Below are 13,004 nucleotides of genomic sequence, written 5' to 3'. Positions count from 1 at the left end.
CCTGCGCCGCCGTGCCCGGGTCACCGCCCGGGCACGGCGCCGCAGCGCGCACGAGCGGCGGCGCAGCGCGCACGAGCGGCGGCGCGGAGCCGCTATGCTGGTCGCGCGTCCCCGGCGACGGGGGCACCACGACCGCCTGCGAGGCACCTCGTCAGACGGTCGCGCGGGTGTAGTTCAATGGTAGAACTTCAGCTTCCCAAGCTGACAGCGCGGGTTCGATTCCCGTCACCCGCTCCACCGAGGGCCAGGTCCGGCAGACGCCGCGCCTGGCCCTTCGCGTTCCCCGGGTGCGCGCGTCGGCGCCGCGACCAGCGACCTGAGTGCTTCCGCGCGGGGCGAGTGGTTTCCCCTACGGAGTCGCGCGCGACCCCTGACGCCGTGGATAGCGTCCCCGTCGCCAGTGCCACAACGGGAGGACCGCATGAACCGGCAGATCGCGCGCATCGACCTGCGGCTCCCCGACCGCTGGTGCGGCTGGCGTCCCGGTGAGGGCCTGCGCGCCGCACGACAGGCCGCTGCCGACCTCGCATCCGGCCCGGTGGCCGAGAACCGCCTGCGCTCGGCCCTGGAGGCGATCGACCGGGCCGTCCTGGCGCAGAACTCCCGCCACGTCCGCGTCGGCGCGTGGGTGCCGGACGGCAGCGGCGACGTCGCGGCCGGCCTCGCGTGCGAGCTGCTGGCCGAGGCGCCCGACGGCCCCGACGCGGCCGAGGCGTACCTCGGCCGGGTGCAGCGGAAGATCTACCGCTCCCGCCGCACCGCCACCCGCGTCACGTACCACACCGCCGGCCTGCGCGAGGTGGCCGCCGGGCGGGCGGTCGTGACGCTGCGGAGCCACGGGGTCGTCCGGCACGAGGTGATCTGGACGGTGTTCCCGCCGGGGTCGGTGGAGGCGGTCGAGCTCCGGTTCGACACCCGGAGCACCCCGCGCTACCAGGACGTCATGGACGAGGCGGAGCTGATCGGCGAGCGGCTCGGCGTCGCGTTGACCGGGGGGCCGGTGGCCCCGTCGCCGCACCTCCTCGCCTGACCGGACGATCCGTCCACCGGGCGTGCACACGGCGTCCACAGGCCGGGTCCGCCGGTCCCCGCTCGATGCACACCCTCGTGCACAAGGTGGGGACAAGTGTTGTGGATAGATCCGGACATATCGCCCAATCGGGTGGCCAATCGCCCCCGTTCGGACCACCGCCCGCCGGCCGTCGCCCACAGGGCCTGTGGACAAACGTGTCCGGACACGGAGAAAGGCCCCTCGGAGTAAGCGTCCGAGGGGCCTTTCCCTGACCGTCGTCCCCACGTCCCCGACGAGTCGGGAACCGGCCGCCGCTCTGACGGTGCGGCTCCGTCCCGGCACCCGGCTACGGCCCCGGAGGGCCTCCCCGCGGGCGGGACGGCGACGATCAGACCGTCGGGGTCCTGCGAGCCGCTGCGTCGTCATCCGCAGCTCGGCCGGTTGCCCGCCCGAGGTGGCCCGTCGTTCTCCCTCCGGTCCCGGCCCCGCCGGTCCCGCCGCCCGCCGGGCCGCCCGGCGAGCCGGTGGTCCTGCGGTGGACGGGGAGTCCGTCGAGGTCGATGGAGAAGTTCTAGTCCCGCCGCGGAGCGCGCCGCAAGGGTTTCGCGGAGGGAATTCTCGTCCACCGCGCCGTGCACATGTTGTCCACATGTTCACCTGCGTGATCGAGCGGAACCCACAGGCCTGTGCACAGAATCTGTGGATGACGGCGACGTCGGCGCGCCTCCACGGCGGCCCGCGGGCGGGCCCGTAGCGTCGTCCCCGGATCGAGGCCCCTCGGAGTAAGCGTCCGAGGGGCCTCGCCGCGTCAGGCGCGCACGTCGTGCAGGTGGTGCACCACGTCGTGCAGGAAGTACTGCCCGAGCGTCGTCGCCGTGAAGGACGAGCCGTTCGACCGGCGCCCCGGGCGGTCCCACTGGTCCGGGCGCACGGACTGGAACCGCGCCGCGAGCACCGCGGCCGCGTCGGCGAGCTCGTCGGCGACCCGGCCCGGGTCCTGCAGGTCGTACCGGTCCGCGGCGGCGGTCGCGTCCTGGTCCCAGTTCGGGAACAGCGGGTCGTCCTCCTCGAGGATCAGCCGCAGCCGCTCGTCGAACACCCGGTGCACGTCCCGCACGTGCGCGCCGTACTCGAGCGGCGACCAGGTCCCCGGCGCCGGGCGGTCCCGGACGTCGAGCCGGTTGAGCGCGGCGCGCCAGCGCGGGACGAGGTCGTGGATCGTGCCGGCCAGGTCGGGGCCGGCCACGTCGGTGCCGGCGAACCCGCACTCCGGGCACCGCTCCCGCAGGACCCAGGTCCAGTCCTTGGCGTCCGGGTCGGCGGGCGCGTACGCGTCGGCCCGTTCGTCGGGCTCGTCGGGCAGGGGGGCGGCGTCAGCGGTCACGTCCCGCACGCTAACCCGTGCGCCCCTCCGCGCGGGAGCGTCCGGCGGCGGGTGTCCACGCCTCGGTCGAGAAGGGTAGGCAATCCTTACTTGATCGGGTACCTTGCTGACGCGGCGTCAGAACGACGCCCCGTCCTTCTCCCGGGAGCCCCGATGACCGCCACGCACGAGCTCGCCGCCACCTCGCCGGCCGACGGCGGCGCCGCCGACCCCGCCGGCACAGCCCCGCTCTCCGTCCTGCTCCGCGAGGGCACCCGGTCCGAGCACGAGGCGGCCGAGGGATCGCGCTTCGTGGAGGACCTGCTCGGCGGACGCCTCACCGTCGGCGCGTACGCCGACCTCGCCGCGCAGCTGCACACGGTGTACACGGCGCTCGAGGAGGTCGGCGAGCAGGTGCGCCGCACGCCGGCCGGCGCGGGCGTGGTGTTCGACGAGCTCGCCCGGGTGCCCGCGCTGGAGTCCGACCTCGCGCACCTGCTCGGCCCGGGCTGGCGGGACTCGACCGCCCCGCACCCGGCCACCGCGGGCTACGCGGCGGCGATCCGGGCCGGCGGGGACGACGTGGGCGCCTACGTGGCGCACGCGTACACCCGGTACCTCGGCGACCTGTCCGGCGGCCAGGTCATCGGCCGGATGGTGCAGCGGCACTACGGCGTGCCGGATGCGGGCGTGGCGTTCTACGCGTTCCCCGCGATCCCGAAGCCGAAGCCGTTCAAGGACCTGTACCGCGCCCGCGTCGACGCCCTCGAGCTCGACGCCGCCGGGCGGGCCGCGGTCGTCGAGGAGGCCCGGGCGGCGTTCCGGCACAACCGGGCCCTGTTCGCCGCGCTCGCGGAGGTCCACCCGTCCGCATGACCGGATGTGCTGACACTTCGTGCGAGAATGTCAGCATGCCCAAGATCATCGGCGGCTCGCTGCACGAGCACCGCGAGCAGACGCGCCTCAAGCTGTTCGGCGCGCTGTCCCGGCTCATGGCCGAGCGCGGGTTCGACGCGATCACCCTCGCCGACATCGCCCAGGCGGCGGGCGTGGGCCGCACCGCGGTGTACAACCACTTCGCCGACAAGGAGTCGATGCTCGTCGGCTTCATCATGCACGAGACCGAGCAGTACGTGGCCGCCCTGGAGGCCGAGCTCGCCGGCGTCGACGACCCGACCGAGCAGCTCCGCGCGTTCGTCCGCGCCCAGTGCGAGCTCAAGCGGGACTACCACCTGGCCCCCGGCCCCGACCTGCGCTCGGTGCTGTCCCGCGGCACCCAGCAGCGGGTCCGCGAGCACGTCGTGATGGTGGAGTCCCTGCTCCGGCGGATCCTCGCCGCCGGCATCGAGTGCGGGGAGTTCGCCGAGCAGGACCTCGGCACCAGCGTCTCCCTGGTGAACGCCTGCCTGACCAGCCGGTCGCTGCCCGACGACGGGCCGGCGCGCGAGCAGACCGTGGAGTCGACCGTGCGGTTCGTGCTCCGCGCGGTCGGCGCCGGGGAGCGCGCCGAGCGACCCGTCGCGGAGCCCGTCCCGGCCTGACCGGCGCCCGTTCACCCACCCGCCGCGGGCGTTCCCGTGTGGTCCGGGCCCCGACCGGGGATGATGGACGCGTGACCGACGCACCGCCGCCGGCCCGGACGAGCGCACCCCGCGGCGACGGGGACGACGCCCGGCACTTCGCCCTGCTCGCGCACCGGCTCGGGGACCTCCTGACGCTCGCCGAGGTCCACGAGGCGGGGGTGGTCGCGGCGCGCGACGTGCTGGCCGCCGGGGTCGCCGCGCTGGCCCGCGTCGAGCAGGACGAGTGGCGCGTGCTCGTCGCCGACCCCACCGACGAGGCAGCCGCCGCGGAGGACGCCCTCAAGGACGGCGAGGCCGTGCGCGCGCTCGCCCGGACCCGGGAGACCTGGCGCGGCGCGCCGGGCGCCGACCCCCTGCGCACCCGGCCGGTGCTCGTGGCGCCGGTCGTCGTGAACGGCGACCTGTGGGGCGTGCTGTGCGCGGTCCGCGACGAGCGGGCGGCCCCGTTCGGGTCCGACGACGCGGCCCGCGGCGAGGTGCTCGGCGCCCTGGTCGGCGCGCACATCGCCCGGCTGGACCTCGCGGAGCAGGTGCGGCACCTCGTCTCGGACGACCCGCTGACCGGGCTCAGCACCCGCCGGGTCGCGGACGAGGCGGCGCAGGCCGCGATCGACTCGGGCGACGAGACCTGCATCGTCATGTGCGACGTCGACGGCCTCAAGCGGGTCAACGACGAGCTCGGGCACGACGCCGGCGACGAGCTGCTCCGCGCCGTGGCCGGGGTGCTCCGTCGCGCGAGCAGCGGGCTGCCCGGGTCGACCGCCGCCCGCATCGGCGGCGACGAGTTCTGCATCGTCACCTGCGGCATCCCGCGCACCACCGTCGTGCAGGTCGTGGACGCCACCGTCGGCGACTCCGCGCTGCCGTACGGGGCGTCGATCTCCTACGGGATCGCGTCCTCCGCCCGGGGCTCGCTGTCCGCGGCGCCGACGCCGCGCTCGCTGTTCCGCCGGGCCGACGCCGCGCAATACCACGCCAAGCGCAGCCACGCGGCGGCGCGGGCGCGGCAGTACCGGGCGGACGACCCCGGGGCGGTGCTCGGCCGGGCCGTGTCCGCCGGCGTCACCGCGCTCGCCGCCACCGGCCCGGCCGTCCTGCCCCGGGTCTGCGCGCTCGCCGCCGCCGTGACCGAGGCGATGGGCGGCTCCGGGTGGGTGGTCGCGCGCGCCGAGGGCCCCGACGGGGACGGGCCGGTCGTCGTGGCGCGCGGCGGCACGTCGTCGCTGCACGTGAGCGGGATGCGGCAGATCGAGCTCGCGCGGGCGCCGTGGGTGGTCACGCTCGAGTCGACGCTTCCCGCGGACGACCGGACCGTGCGGACGACGCTCCAGACTCTGCTGTCGCTGGCGGTGCTGGGCGCGGCCTGACGGCGCCCGCTCACCGCAACCGTCCACCTTCGACCTGGGCCCCCCTGGGGCGCTACCCGTGCAGCGGCAGCGTCAGCGCGTCCGGCGCCCCCGCGACCACGCGCACCGGGACGCCCCAGTCCTGCGAGCTCAGGTGGCAGGCCGGGAACTCGATCGCCGGGTCCGCGTCGCAGGACGCCGCCCGCGCGGTCACGTGCAGCACGCCCTCCGCGACCGACGGGTCGATGCGGAGCGTCCGGGTCAGCGGCACGTCGTCGCCCGCCCCGTCGAGCAGCAGCTCCGGCGGCGTCGCGGACACCTTGAGCAGCGTCGACGGGCCGTAGCGGTCGTCGTACTTCTGCCCGGCGGCCGGGGTGAACACCACCTCGAGCGCGAGCTCGCCCGGGGCGATCTCGGTGACGGGCCGCTGGGTGCGGTGCGCCCCGGAGTCCAGGACCTCGCCGGCGAGCGTCGCCGGCAGGGCCACGCGGGTGAGCCGGTGCGCGGCGGACTCCACGACGACCAGCGTCACGCCGTCGCCCTCGGCCTGGACGACGATCCCGCTCGGCTCCGCGAGGCCGGTCGCGAGGGTGCTGACCTCGCCCGGCCCGCCGTCCGCCCCGGGCGCCCAGCGGCGCACCGCCCCGTTGTACGTGTCCGCGACGACGACCGACCCGTCCGGCAGCACCGCCACGCCGAGGGGGTGCTGGAGCAGCGCCTGGTCCGCGGCCCCGTCCCGGTGCCCGAAGTCGAACAGCCCGGCGCCGACGGCGGTCCCGACGGTCGCGGCGGCCCAGGCGTCGGCCGGTCCCGCACCGGCGGCGGCGTCGCCCGGGTCGATCCAGCGCAGCGCCGACACCTCGGAGTCCGCGAGCCACACCCGCCCGCCGGGCGCGAGCGCGACGCCGGAGGTCTGCGCGAACCACGCCTCGCGGGGGTCGCCGTCGACCAGGCCCTCGTTCATCGTCCCGGCGACCGGCTCGACCGCCCCGGTGCGCGGGTCGAACGCCCACAGCTGGTGGTCGCCGGCCATCGCGACCAGCGCGGTTCCGGTCTGCGGGGACCAGGTCACGTCCCACGGCGAGGACAGCGGGACGTCCGTGCCCGGGCGCGGGGCGCCGTCGGTGCGCCACAGGTCGGGGCGCCCGGGCAGCGGCGACGGGACCGTGGGGTCCCCCACCAGGTACTGCGCCCCGGTGCCGGCGACGGTCGTGACGTGGCCGTCGGCGAGCCGCACGCCGCGCAGCGCGTGGTTCACGGTGTCCGCGACCAGCACGTCGTAGCCCGCGGCCTCCGCCACGTCCGCGGGCAGCACGGCCAGGCCGTTGGGCTCGCTGAACCGGGCCGCGTCCGGGCCGCCGTCGACCAGCCCGCGCTCCCCCGACCCGATGCGGCGCAGCAGCGTCTCGCCGTCCGCGTCGAGCAGGGCGAGCGAGTGGTGCCCGGCGTCCGCGACCAGCAGCGTCCCGTCCGGCAGCGCGACGGCCTTCGCGGGGAACCGCAGCGTCCCCGCGGTCGGCTCCGGCGGCACGTACGGGCCGGCGCCGCGGTGCAGCGTGCCCTTCGCCTCGTGCTCGGCGACCAGGTCGGCCACCAGGCGCGCGACGTTGCTCTGGTGCCCCTCGCCCGCCATCTGCGCGACGACGTAGCCCTCGGGGTCGACGACGACCAGCGTCGGCCAGGCGCGCGCGGTGTACGCGGACCAGGTGACGAGCTCCGGGTCGTCCAGCACGGGGTGGTGCACCTCGTACCGCTCGACCGCCGCGGCCAGCGCGTCCGGGTCCGCCTCGTGCACGAACTTCGGCGAGTGCACGCCGATGATCACCAGGACGTCCCGGTGCTGCTCCTCCAGCTCGCGCAGCTCGTCCAGGACGTGCAGGCAGTTGATGCAGCAGAAGGTCCAGAAATCCAAGAGGACGATCTTCCCGCGCAGGTCCCCGAGCGCGACGTCCCGCCCGCCGGTGTTGAGCCAGCCGCGGCCGACGAGCTCGGACGCGCGGACCTTCGGGAGTCGGGTGGGGCTGGTGGTCACGGGACAAGTCAACACGACGCCGCGCGCGGGTCGTCCCGCGCGTCCGCCCCGCGGGCCGGCGTGACACCGGCGGGGCGGGGCGGACGGCGCGGGTTGGTGCCCGTCAGACCGCGGGCGGCGGGGTCCGGTCCTCGTACCGCTCGACGACCTCGCGGTGCGAGGTGTGCGCCCGCTGCTGGTTGATGACCAGCGCGAGGATCAGCGCGAGCAGCCCCGCGCCCATGCAGATGTACCCGATGACCGTCAGGTCGACGTTCGCGATGTTGTCGCTGACGCCGAACGCGAGGATCGCGCCGATGACGATCAGGGCGATGCCGCCGCCGATGCCCATGGTCGGACTCCTTCCGCCGGCCCGGGCACGGGTGGCCCGGGTCTGAGGGCGAGTCTGGAACGGCGGACGCGATCCCGCGCGTCGAAACCGGACAACCGGCCCGTTGCGCAACGGCCGGGTTGCGCAACGGGCCGGCTGTCAGCCGCCCAGGTCGGGCAGCTCCGGCAGGTTCACCGCCGCGACCATCCGCGGGTCGTCCGGCGCGACGTGCTCGAGCGACTCCGCCAGCGCCACGAGCCGGTCCATCCCGCCCGAGCCGGACACGAAGGAGGTCAGCCCGCCCGCCGACCAGCGCAGCTCGCCGTAGTCCTCGCCGAACTCCTCGGGCGCGCCCGGCTGCGGCGCGTACTCCGCCAGGTGCCCGCCGACCTCGGTCAGGACGACGCCGGGCGCCCCGGTCGCCGCCCACTCCACGGTCGCGCTCGGCCTCGTGCTGACGTTCACGTGCACGCGGTCGGCCGTCCACTGCGCGACCGGCGCGCCGTAGTCGACGCCGAACGACACCTCGCGCCGCTCCGTCGTCGGAGCCGGGACCTCGGCGGTCAGCATGTCCGCGGGGACGCTCGACGCCTCGACGCCGCCGTCGGGCACCAGCGCGAGCGAGTCGAGCAGGCCGACCGCCTCGTCCCCGGCCATGCCCCCGGCCCAGGCCACCCACCGCTTCCCGTCGGGCTCGACCCAGGACAGCACCTGCCCGCCGTCGTCGAAGGTCATGACCTGCGCCGTCGTCCCGCGCACGGCGACGTCCGCGAGGCCGCCCTCCGCCGAGTAGGGGTTCGCGACGTCGGTGTAGAGGGCCAGGGCGCGCACGGGCGTCCCGTCGGCGTACAGCACCGCGGTCGGCACCGCGGGCGCGCAGTTGTGCGTGTACGACCCCATCGACACCCCGCGCATCGGCGCGAGGTCGGTCGAGTCCAGCAGCACCGGCAGCGCCGCGGTCACCGGGTCGGCCGCCCAGTCCTCGTACGGGATCTCCCCGTCGCCGACCCCGATCCGGCAGTCCACGTCCCCCGTGGCGGCGCTCGCCGGGACCACGCCGAGGAACTGCGCGACCGCGGGCGCCTCCCCCGCCGGGCCGGTGCCCTGCGGGAGCACGACGCCCGCCACGGCGATCGCCGCCGCCACCGCGCCCACCGACAGCGCGGACGCCGTCCGCCGCCGCCGGCGCCGCAGGACGGCCGCGCGGGCGTGCACGCGCTCGACGGGCGGGACGGGCCGGGCGTCGGCGTCGTCGCCGAGGGTCACGAGGTCGAGGGGCGCGTTCATGCCGGGTCTCCGTTCAGGCTGGGCTCCAGCACGCGGGCGAGCTGCCGGCGCGCGCGGGACGCCGGTGGTGGCGACGGTGCCGCGCGACACGTTCATCGCGTCCGCGACCTCGGCCTCGGTGAGGTCGGCGACGTACCGCAGCGCCACCGCGGTGCGGGCCCGGGGCGACAGGTCCGCGACGGCGCGCCACAGCGCGGAGTCGGGGAGCGCCGGTGCTGGCACGTCCTCGGAGCGCAGCCGCTCCGCGCAGCGGCGCTCGAGCGCGGACCGGCGCCAGGAGCGCCGCACCTCGTTCAGCGCCGTGGCGTAGACCCACAGTCGTCGAAGACCGGCCCCCCGGGGTCGTCGTCGTCAGTCATGCCCGTGCAAGTCCTGAGGGCCGCGGGGTGTTGACACCCCGCGGCCCCGGCCGGACGTCAGCCCAGCACCTCCGGCAGCGCCGGGACGTCGTCCCCGCCCAGGCCCAGCACGTGCTCCGCCAGGAACGACTCCACCACCTGGTACCAGACCTTCGCGTGCTGCGGCGTGAGCACCCAGTGGTTCTCGTCCGGGAAGTAGAGGAACCGGTGCGGGGTGTTCCCGTCGTCGTCCGCCGGCAGCGCGGAGCGGGACAGGAGCTCGTACCAGAGCCGCAGGCCCTCGCCGATCGGCACCCGGTAGTCCTTGTCGCCGTGCACCACGAGCATCGGCGTGACGATCTTGTCGACCGAGAGGTGCGGGGAGTTCGCGAGCGCCATCTCCGGCGTCATCTCCCGCTCCCAGTAGAACGAGTCGTCCGTCGTGGGGCCGAACTGGTCCAGCGCCCACAGGCTCGCGTGCGTGACGACCGCCCGGAACCGGTCGGTGTGCCCGGCGACCCAGTTCGCCATGTACCCGCCGAACGAGCCGCCCATCGCACCCGTGCGGGTCTCGTCGACGTCCGCGCGCGCGACGGCGGCGTCGGTGACGGCCATGAGGTCGGTGAACGGCGCGGCGCCCCACGCGCCCCAGCCGCGCTGGACGAAGTCCTGGCCGTAGCCGGTGGACAGCGCCGGGTCGGGGAGCAGCACGGCGTAGCCGCGGGCGGCGAGGATCCACGGGTTCCAGCGCCAGGACCAGGCGTTCCAGGAGCCGAGCGGGCCGCCGTGGATCCACAGCAGCAGCGGGGCGGGCGACGCCGCGGACGCGCCCTCCGGGAGCGCCAGCCACGCACGGACCTCCGCGCCGTCCTCCGCCGTCGCGGTGACCTCGGTCAGCGTGCCGGGCAGGGCGGGCAGCGGCGCCGGCGCGGGCAGGGCCACGGCCTCGACCGGGACGCCGTCCGCGAGCGCCCCGGCCAGGTCGAGCCGGACGGGGTGCGCCGGGGCGGCGTACGAGGCCCGCAGCGCGTACAGCGTCCGGCCGTCGGGCGAGACCCGGAGGTCCGAGAACACGGCGTCGTCCGCGGTGACCCGGGTCACGGCCCCCGAGTCCAGGGCCACGTGGAACACCGGCCCGCGGCCCAGGTCGTCGGCCTGCACGAGCAGCCCGGCACCGTCACGGGTCCAGGCGACCTCGTGCGGCCAGCGGTCCCAGTCGGCGGCCACGCGGCGGGCGGCGTCCGGGGCGTCGAGGTCGAGCACCCACAGCTGCACCTGCGGCGCGGCGGTCGGGGTGCTGACCGTCTCGCGCAGGTAGGCGACGCGACGCGAGTCCGGGGAGACCACCGGGGAGCCGGCGTCCGCCGTCGGGTCGTCCACCAGGGTGCGCCGGGCACCGGTCGCCACGTCGACCGCGACGAGCACCTGGCGCAGGGCGCCGCGCGCGCCCGGGCGGGTCCAGGAGGTGACGAGCGTCCGGCCGTCCGGCGACAGCACGGCGTCCTGGTGCCGCAGCCCCACGCCCGGCCGCGGCGTCAGGTCGCGGAGGGCGAGCCGCGGCGCCGGGGCGCCGGCCTCCGGGGAGGCGGCCACGGTCGTGAGGTCGCCGGCGAACAGGTGCGGCTCCGACGGGCCGAGGTCGTGGTCCCAGAACCGCACCGGGTACTGCGTGTGCAGGATCGCGGACACCTTCGCGTCCTTGCGGACCCCGATCAGCCGCTCGTCCTCGGCGTCGTCGGCCGCGCTCGGCAGCACCTCGGACGGGACGACCACGACGGGCGCGTCCTGCGCGACCACGACGCCGTCGATCCCCGCCTTGCGGGACGCGACCACCCGGGCCTCCGCGCCGTCGGCGGGCAGGAGCCAGAGCGCGGCGGGCGGCTCGTCGTCCGGGGCCTCCGCGTCGGCGTCCGGGCGGGCCGAGGTGAACAGCAGGTCGCCGGTCGAGGCGAACCGCGCCGAGGACTCGCCCTTCGCGGAGCGGGTCAGGCGGCGGGCCGGGCGGACGCCCTCGGGGTCGACCTCCCACAGGGCGGTCAGGTACCGGGTGCGCTTGGCGTCCAGCGTCGAGACCGCGGTGACCAGGCGGCTGCCGTCCGGGGACAGCGCCAGGCCGGACATCCGGGGCAGGGCGACGTAGGCGTCGAGGTCGTGGAAGGGGCTGGGCGGGGTGGCGGCGTCATCGGTCACCCCGCCGTCCTATCACCTCAGCGCGTCGCAGCGGCGGCGATGAGCCGGGCGAGGTCGTCGGGGCGGCTCCACATCGGCCAGTGACCCGTGGGGAGGTCGACGGTGTCGACGTCCCGGAGCCTCGCGACCTCGGCGAACACCGGGTGGCCGGCCCGGGCGAGCTCCAGCACCTGGGCGCCGGGGATCGAGCAGCACACCAGCGTGGTCGGGACCTGCAGGCGGGCGTCGTCGGCGAGGTCCACCGGCTGGCGGAGCACGGGGCCGGGCTCCGGGACGGCGCGCGCCCGGAAACGCTCCAGCACCTGGCTGCTCAGTCCCTCGAGGCTGGCCTGCTGCGCCAGCGCGTCGAAGGGCGGCAGGGGCAGCTCGTCCAGATCGCCCGGGGCGAAGACGGTCCCGGGCGCGACCGGCCCGCTGTCGACCCAGACCACGCGGCCGACGCGCTCGGCGTGCCGGTCGAGCACGACGCTGACCGGGGCGTTGGCTCCGCTGTGCGCCACGACGACCACCGGCCGCTCGGCGGATGCCCCCGCGCGGTCCAGGGTCTGCTCGATGGCCGCCACCTGGTCGTCCAGGGTCCGGGACGCCCGGTCGTCGTCGGTCGCGTCGAGGCCGGGAAGGGTCATCGGGACGGCGCGCCGGCCGGCGGCCGTCAGGTGCGCCACCACCTCGTCCCAGGCCCACGCCCCCAGCCAGTGGCCGGGGATCAGGATGATGGTCGGTTCTGTCGTCGTGGTCGTCATGCGGCGACCCTCGCACCCCCGGCGGACACCGGTGTGTCACCATCTCTGACATGATCTCGACCGGATCGCCGCGATGAAGCGGGCCGAGCGGCTCCACGCGCTGACCGAGCTGCTGCGCCGCAGCGGGTCCCGCGGGTGCACGGCCGAGCGGCTGGCGGCGGAGTTCGGCGTCTCGGTGCGGACGATCAAGCGGGACCTCGACGCCCTCGACCGCAGCGGTGCGCCGGTCTGGTCGCGCCCGGGTCCGGGCGGCGGCTACGGCCTGGCGGCCGGGGCGAACCTCCCGCCGGTGAGCCTGAGCCCCGCGCAGGCGGTCGCCCTGCTCGCGGCCGTCTCCGCCGCCCCGGACGCGCCCTACGCCGACCTGGCCTCGGCCGGGATCCAGAAGATCCTCGACGTGCTCGACCCCCGGACCCGGGCGCGAGCCGACGCGCTCGCGAGCCGCGTGTGGGTGGACGCGCCGCCGTCGTCCGCCGCCCGCACGGTCCGGTCGGCGCTCGAGGAGGCGATGACCGAGCAGCGCGTCGTGCGCATCCGCTACACCTCCGGGGACGGCAGCGACACCGTGCGCGACGTCGAGCCGATCATGTTCGGCTCCCGGAACGGGCGGTGGTACCTGATCGGCTGGTGCCGGCTGCGCGGCGGCATCCGGTGGTTCGTCGTGACGCGGATCGGGCACGCCGCTGTGACCTCGATCCCCTGCGAGGGCCACGGCATCGAGGAGGTCGGGGTCCCGCCGGCGACGGCGCGTTCCGTGCAGCGGCGAGGTGCGTGAGGACGGCCGGGCGGGCGCACCCCCG

General features: G+C 76.2%; 11 protein-coding genes and 1 tRNA gene. 6 read left to right on the top strand and 6 right to left on the bottom strand.

Annotation, left to right across the window (positions count from 1 at the left end; all coding sequences use genetic code 11):
• The first annotated feature begins 163 nt into the window (after positions 1-163).
• Positions 164-237, top strand: a tRNA-Gly gene (locus tag HNR08_RS09085).
• A 184-nt stretch (positions 238-421) separates the two neighbouring features.
• Positions 422-1,030 (top strand): hypothetical protein, encoded by a 609-nt coding sequence (locus HNR08_RS09080; protein ID WP_146838958.1) that lies wholly within the window; start codon positions 422-424, stop codon positions 1,028-1,030.
• A gap of 790 nt (positions 1,031-1,820) precedes the next feature.
• On the opposite strand, the gene HNR08_RS09075 is transcribed toward HNR08_RS09080, so the two are convergent.
• Positions 1,821-2,375, bottom strand: coding sequence for a DinB family protein (locus tag HNR08_RS09075; RefSeq protein WP_146839005.1), 555 nt, complete (start codon positions 2,373-2,375; stop codon positions 1,821-1,823).
• 174 nt (positions 2,376-2,549) lie between these two features.
• Here HNR08_RS09075 and HNR08_RS09070 point away from each other — a divergent pair, with 174 nt between their 5' ends.
• The 3 genes from HNR08_RS09070 (at position 2,550) to HNR08_RS09060 (ending at position 5,325) form a co-directional block, all read left to right on the top strand.
• On the top strand, positions 2,550-3,251 hold the full coding sequence (locus HNR08_RS09070) for a biliverdin-producing heme oxygenase (RefSeq protein ID WP_146838960.1): 702 nt from the start codon (positions 2,550-2,552) through the stop codon (positions 3,249-3,251).
• A 35-nt stretch (positions 3,252-3,286) separates the two neighbouring features.
• Positions 3,287-3,916 carry a TetR/AcrR family transcriptional regulator gene (locus HNR08_RS09065; RefSeq protein ID WP_146838962.1) on the top strand — a complete coding sequence of 210 codons (630 nt, stop codon included), beginning with the start codon at positions 3,287-3,289 and terminating at the stop codon, positions 3,914-3,916.
• A gap of 71 nt (positions 3,917-3,987) precedes the next feature.
• Positions 3,988-5,325, top strand: a complete 1,338-nt coding sequence (locus HNR08_RS09060) for a GGDEF domain-containing protein (RefSeq protein ID WP_168430876.1) — start codon at positions 3,988-3,990, stop codon at positions 5,323-5,325.
• Positions 5,326-5,377: 52 nt separating this feature from the next.
• Here the strand turns inward: HNR08_RS09060 and HNR08_RS09055 are convergent, their stop codons facing one another.
• The 5 genes from HNR08_RS09055 to HNR08_RS09035 form a co-directional block, all read right to left on the bottom strand.
• Positions 5,378-7,336: an NHL domain-containing thioredoxin family protein gene (locus HNR08_RS09055; RefSeq protein WP_146838965.1), complete on the bottom strand. Its 1,959-nt coding sequence runs from the start codon at positions 7,334-7,336 to the stop codon at positions 5,378-5,380.
• 103 nt (positions 7,337-7,439) lie between these two features.
• Positions 7,440-7,667: a DUF6458 family protein gene (locus HNR08_RS09050; protein ID WP_146838967.1), complete on the bottom strand. Its 228-nt coding sequence runs from the start codon at positions 7,665-7,667 to the stop codon at positions 7,440-7,442.
• Positions 7,668-7,805: 138 nt separating this feature from the next.
• Complete coding sequence (locus HNR08_RS21275) at positions 7,806-9,221, bottom strand: RNA polymerase sigma factor (protein WP_146838969.1); 1,416 nt, start codon at positions 9,219-9,221, stop codon at positions 7,806-7,808.
• Between the two features lie 128 nt (positions 9,222-9,349).
• Positions 9,350-11,461: a prolyl oligopeptidase family serine peptidase gene (locus HNR08_RS09040; protein ID WP_246803107.1), complete on the bottom strand. Its 2,112-nt coding sequence runs from the start codon at positions 11,459-11,461 to the stop codon at positions 9,350-9,352.
• A gap of 17 nt (positions 11,462-11,478) precedes the next feature.
• Positions 11,479-12,204, bottom strand: coding sequence for an alpha/beta fold hydrolase (locus HNR08_RS09035; protein ID WP_146838971.1), 726 nt, complete (start codon positions 12,202-12,204; stop codon positions 11,479-11,481).
• Positions 12,205-12,277: 73 nt separating this feature from the next.
• Here HNR08_RS09035 and HNR08_RS09030 point away from each other — a divergent pair, with 73 nt between their 5' ends.
• Positions 12,278-12,979: a helix-turn-helix transcriptional regulator gene (locus tag HNR08_RS09030; protein ID WP_146838973.1), complete on the top strand. Its 702-nt coding sequence runs from the start codon at positions 12,278-12,280 to the stop codon at positions 12,977-12,979.
• Positions 12,980-13,004: the final 25 nt, after the last annotated feature.

Origin of the sequence: Cellulomonas hominis (genome assembly GCF_014201095.1) — a bacterium.
Classification (GTDB): Bacteria; Actinomycetota; Actinomycetes; order Actinomycetales; family Cellulomonadaceae; genus Cellulomonas; species Cellulomonas hominis.
This window is presented reverse-complemented; position numbering and strand designations above follow the sequence as displayed.

Bases quoted from the DNA above. Each gene is read 5' to 3' on its own strand.
- HNR08_RS09080 (WP_146838958.1), top strand. From the start codon at position 422: ATGAACCGGCAGATCGCGCGCATCGACCTGCGGCTCCCCGACCGCTGG.
- HNR08_RS09070 (WP_146838960.1), top strand. From the start codon at position 2,550: ATGACCGCCACGCACGAGCTCGCCGCCACCTCGCCGGCCGACGGCGGC.
- HNR08_RS09065 (WP_146838962.1), top strand. From the start codon at position 3,287: ATGCCCAAGATCATCGGCGGCTCGCTGCACGAGCACCGCGAGCAGACG.
- HNR08_RS09050 (WP_146838967.1), bottom strand. From the start codon at position 7,667: ATGGGCATCGGCGGCGGCATCGCCCTGATCGTCATCGGCGCGATCCTC.
- HNR08_RS09035 (WP_146838971.1), bottom strand. From the start codon at position 12,204: ATGACGACCACGACGACAGAACCGACCATCATCCTGATCCCCGGCCAC.
- HNR08_RS09030 (WP_146838973.1), top strand. From the start codon at position 12,278: ATGAAGCGGGCCGAGCGGCTCCACGCGCTGACCGAGCTGCTGCGCCGC.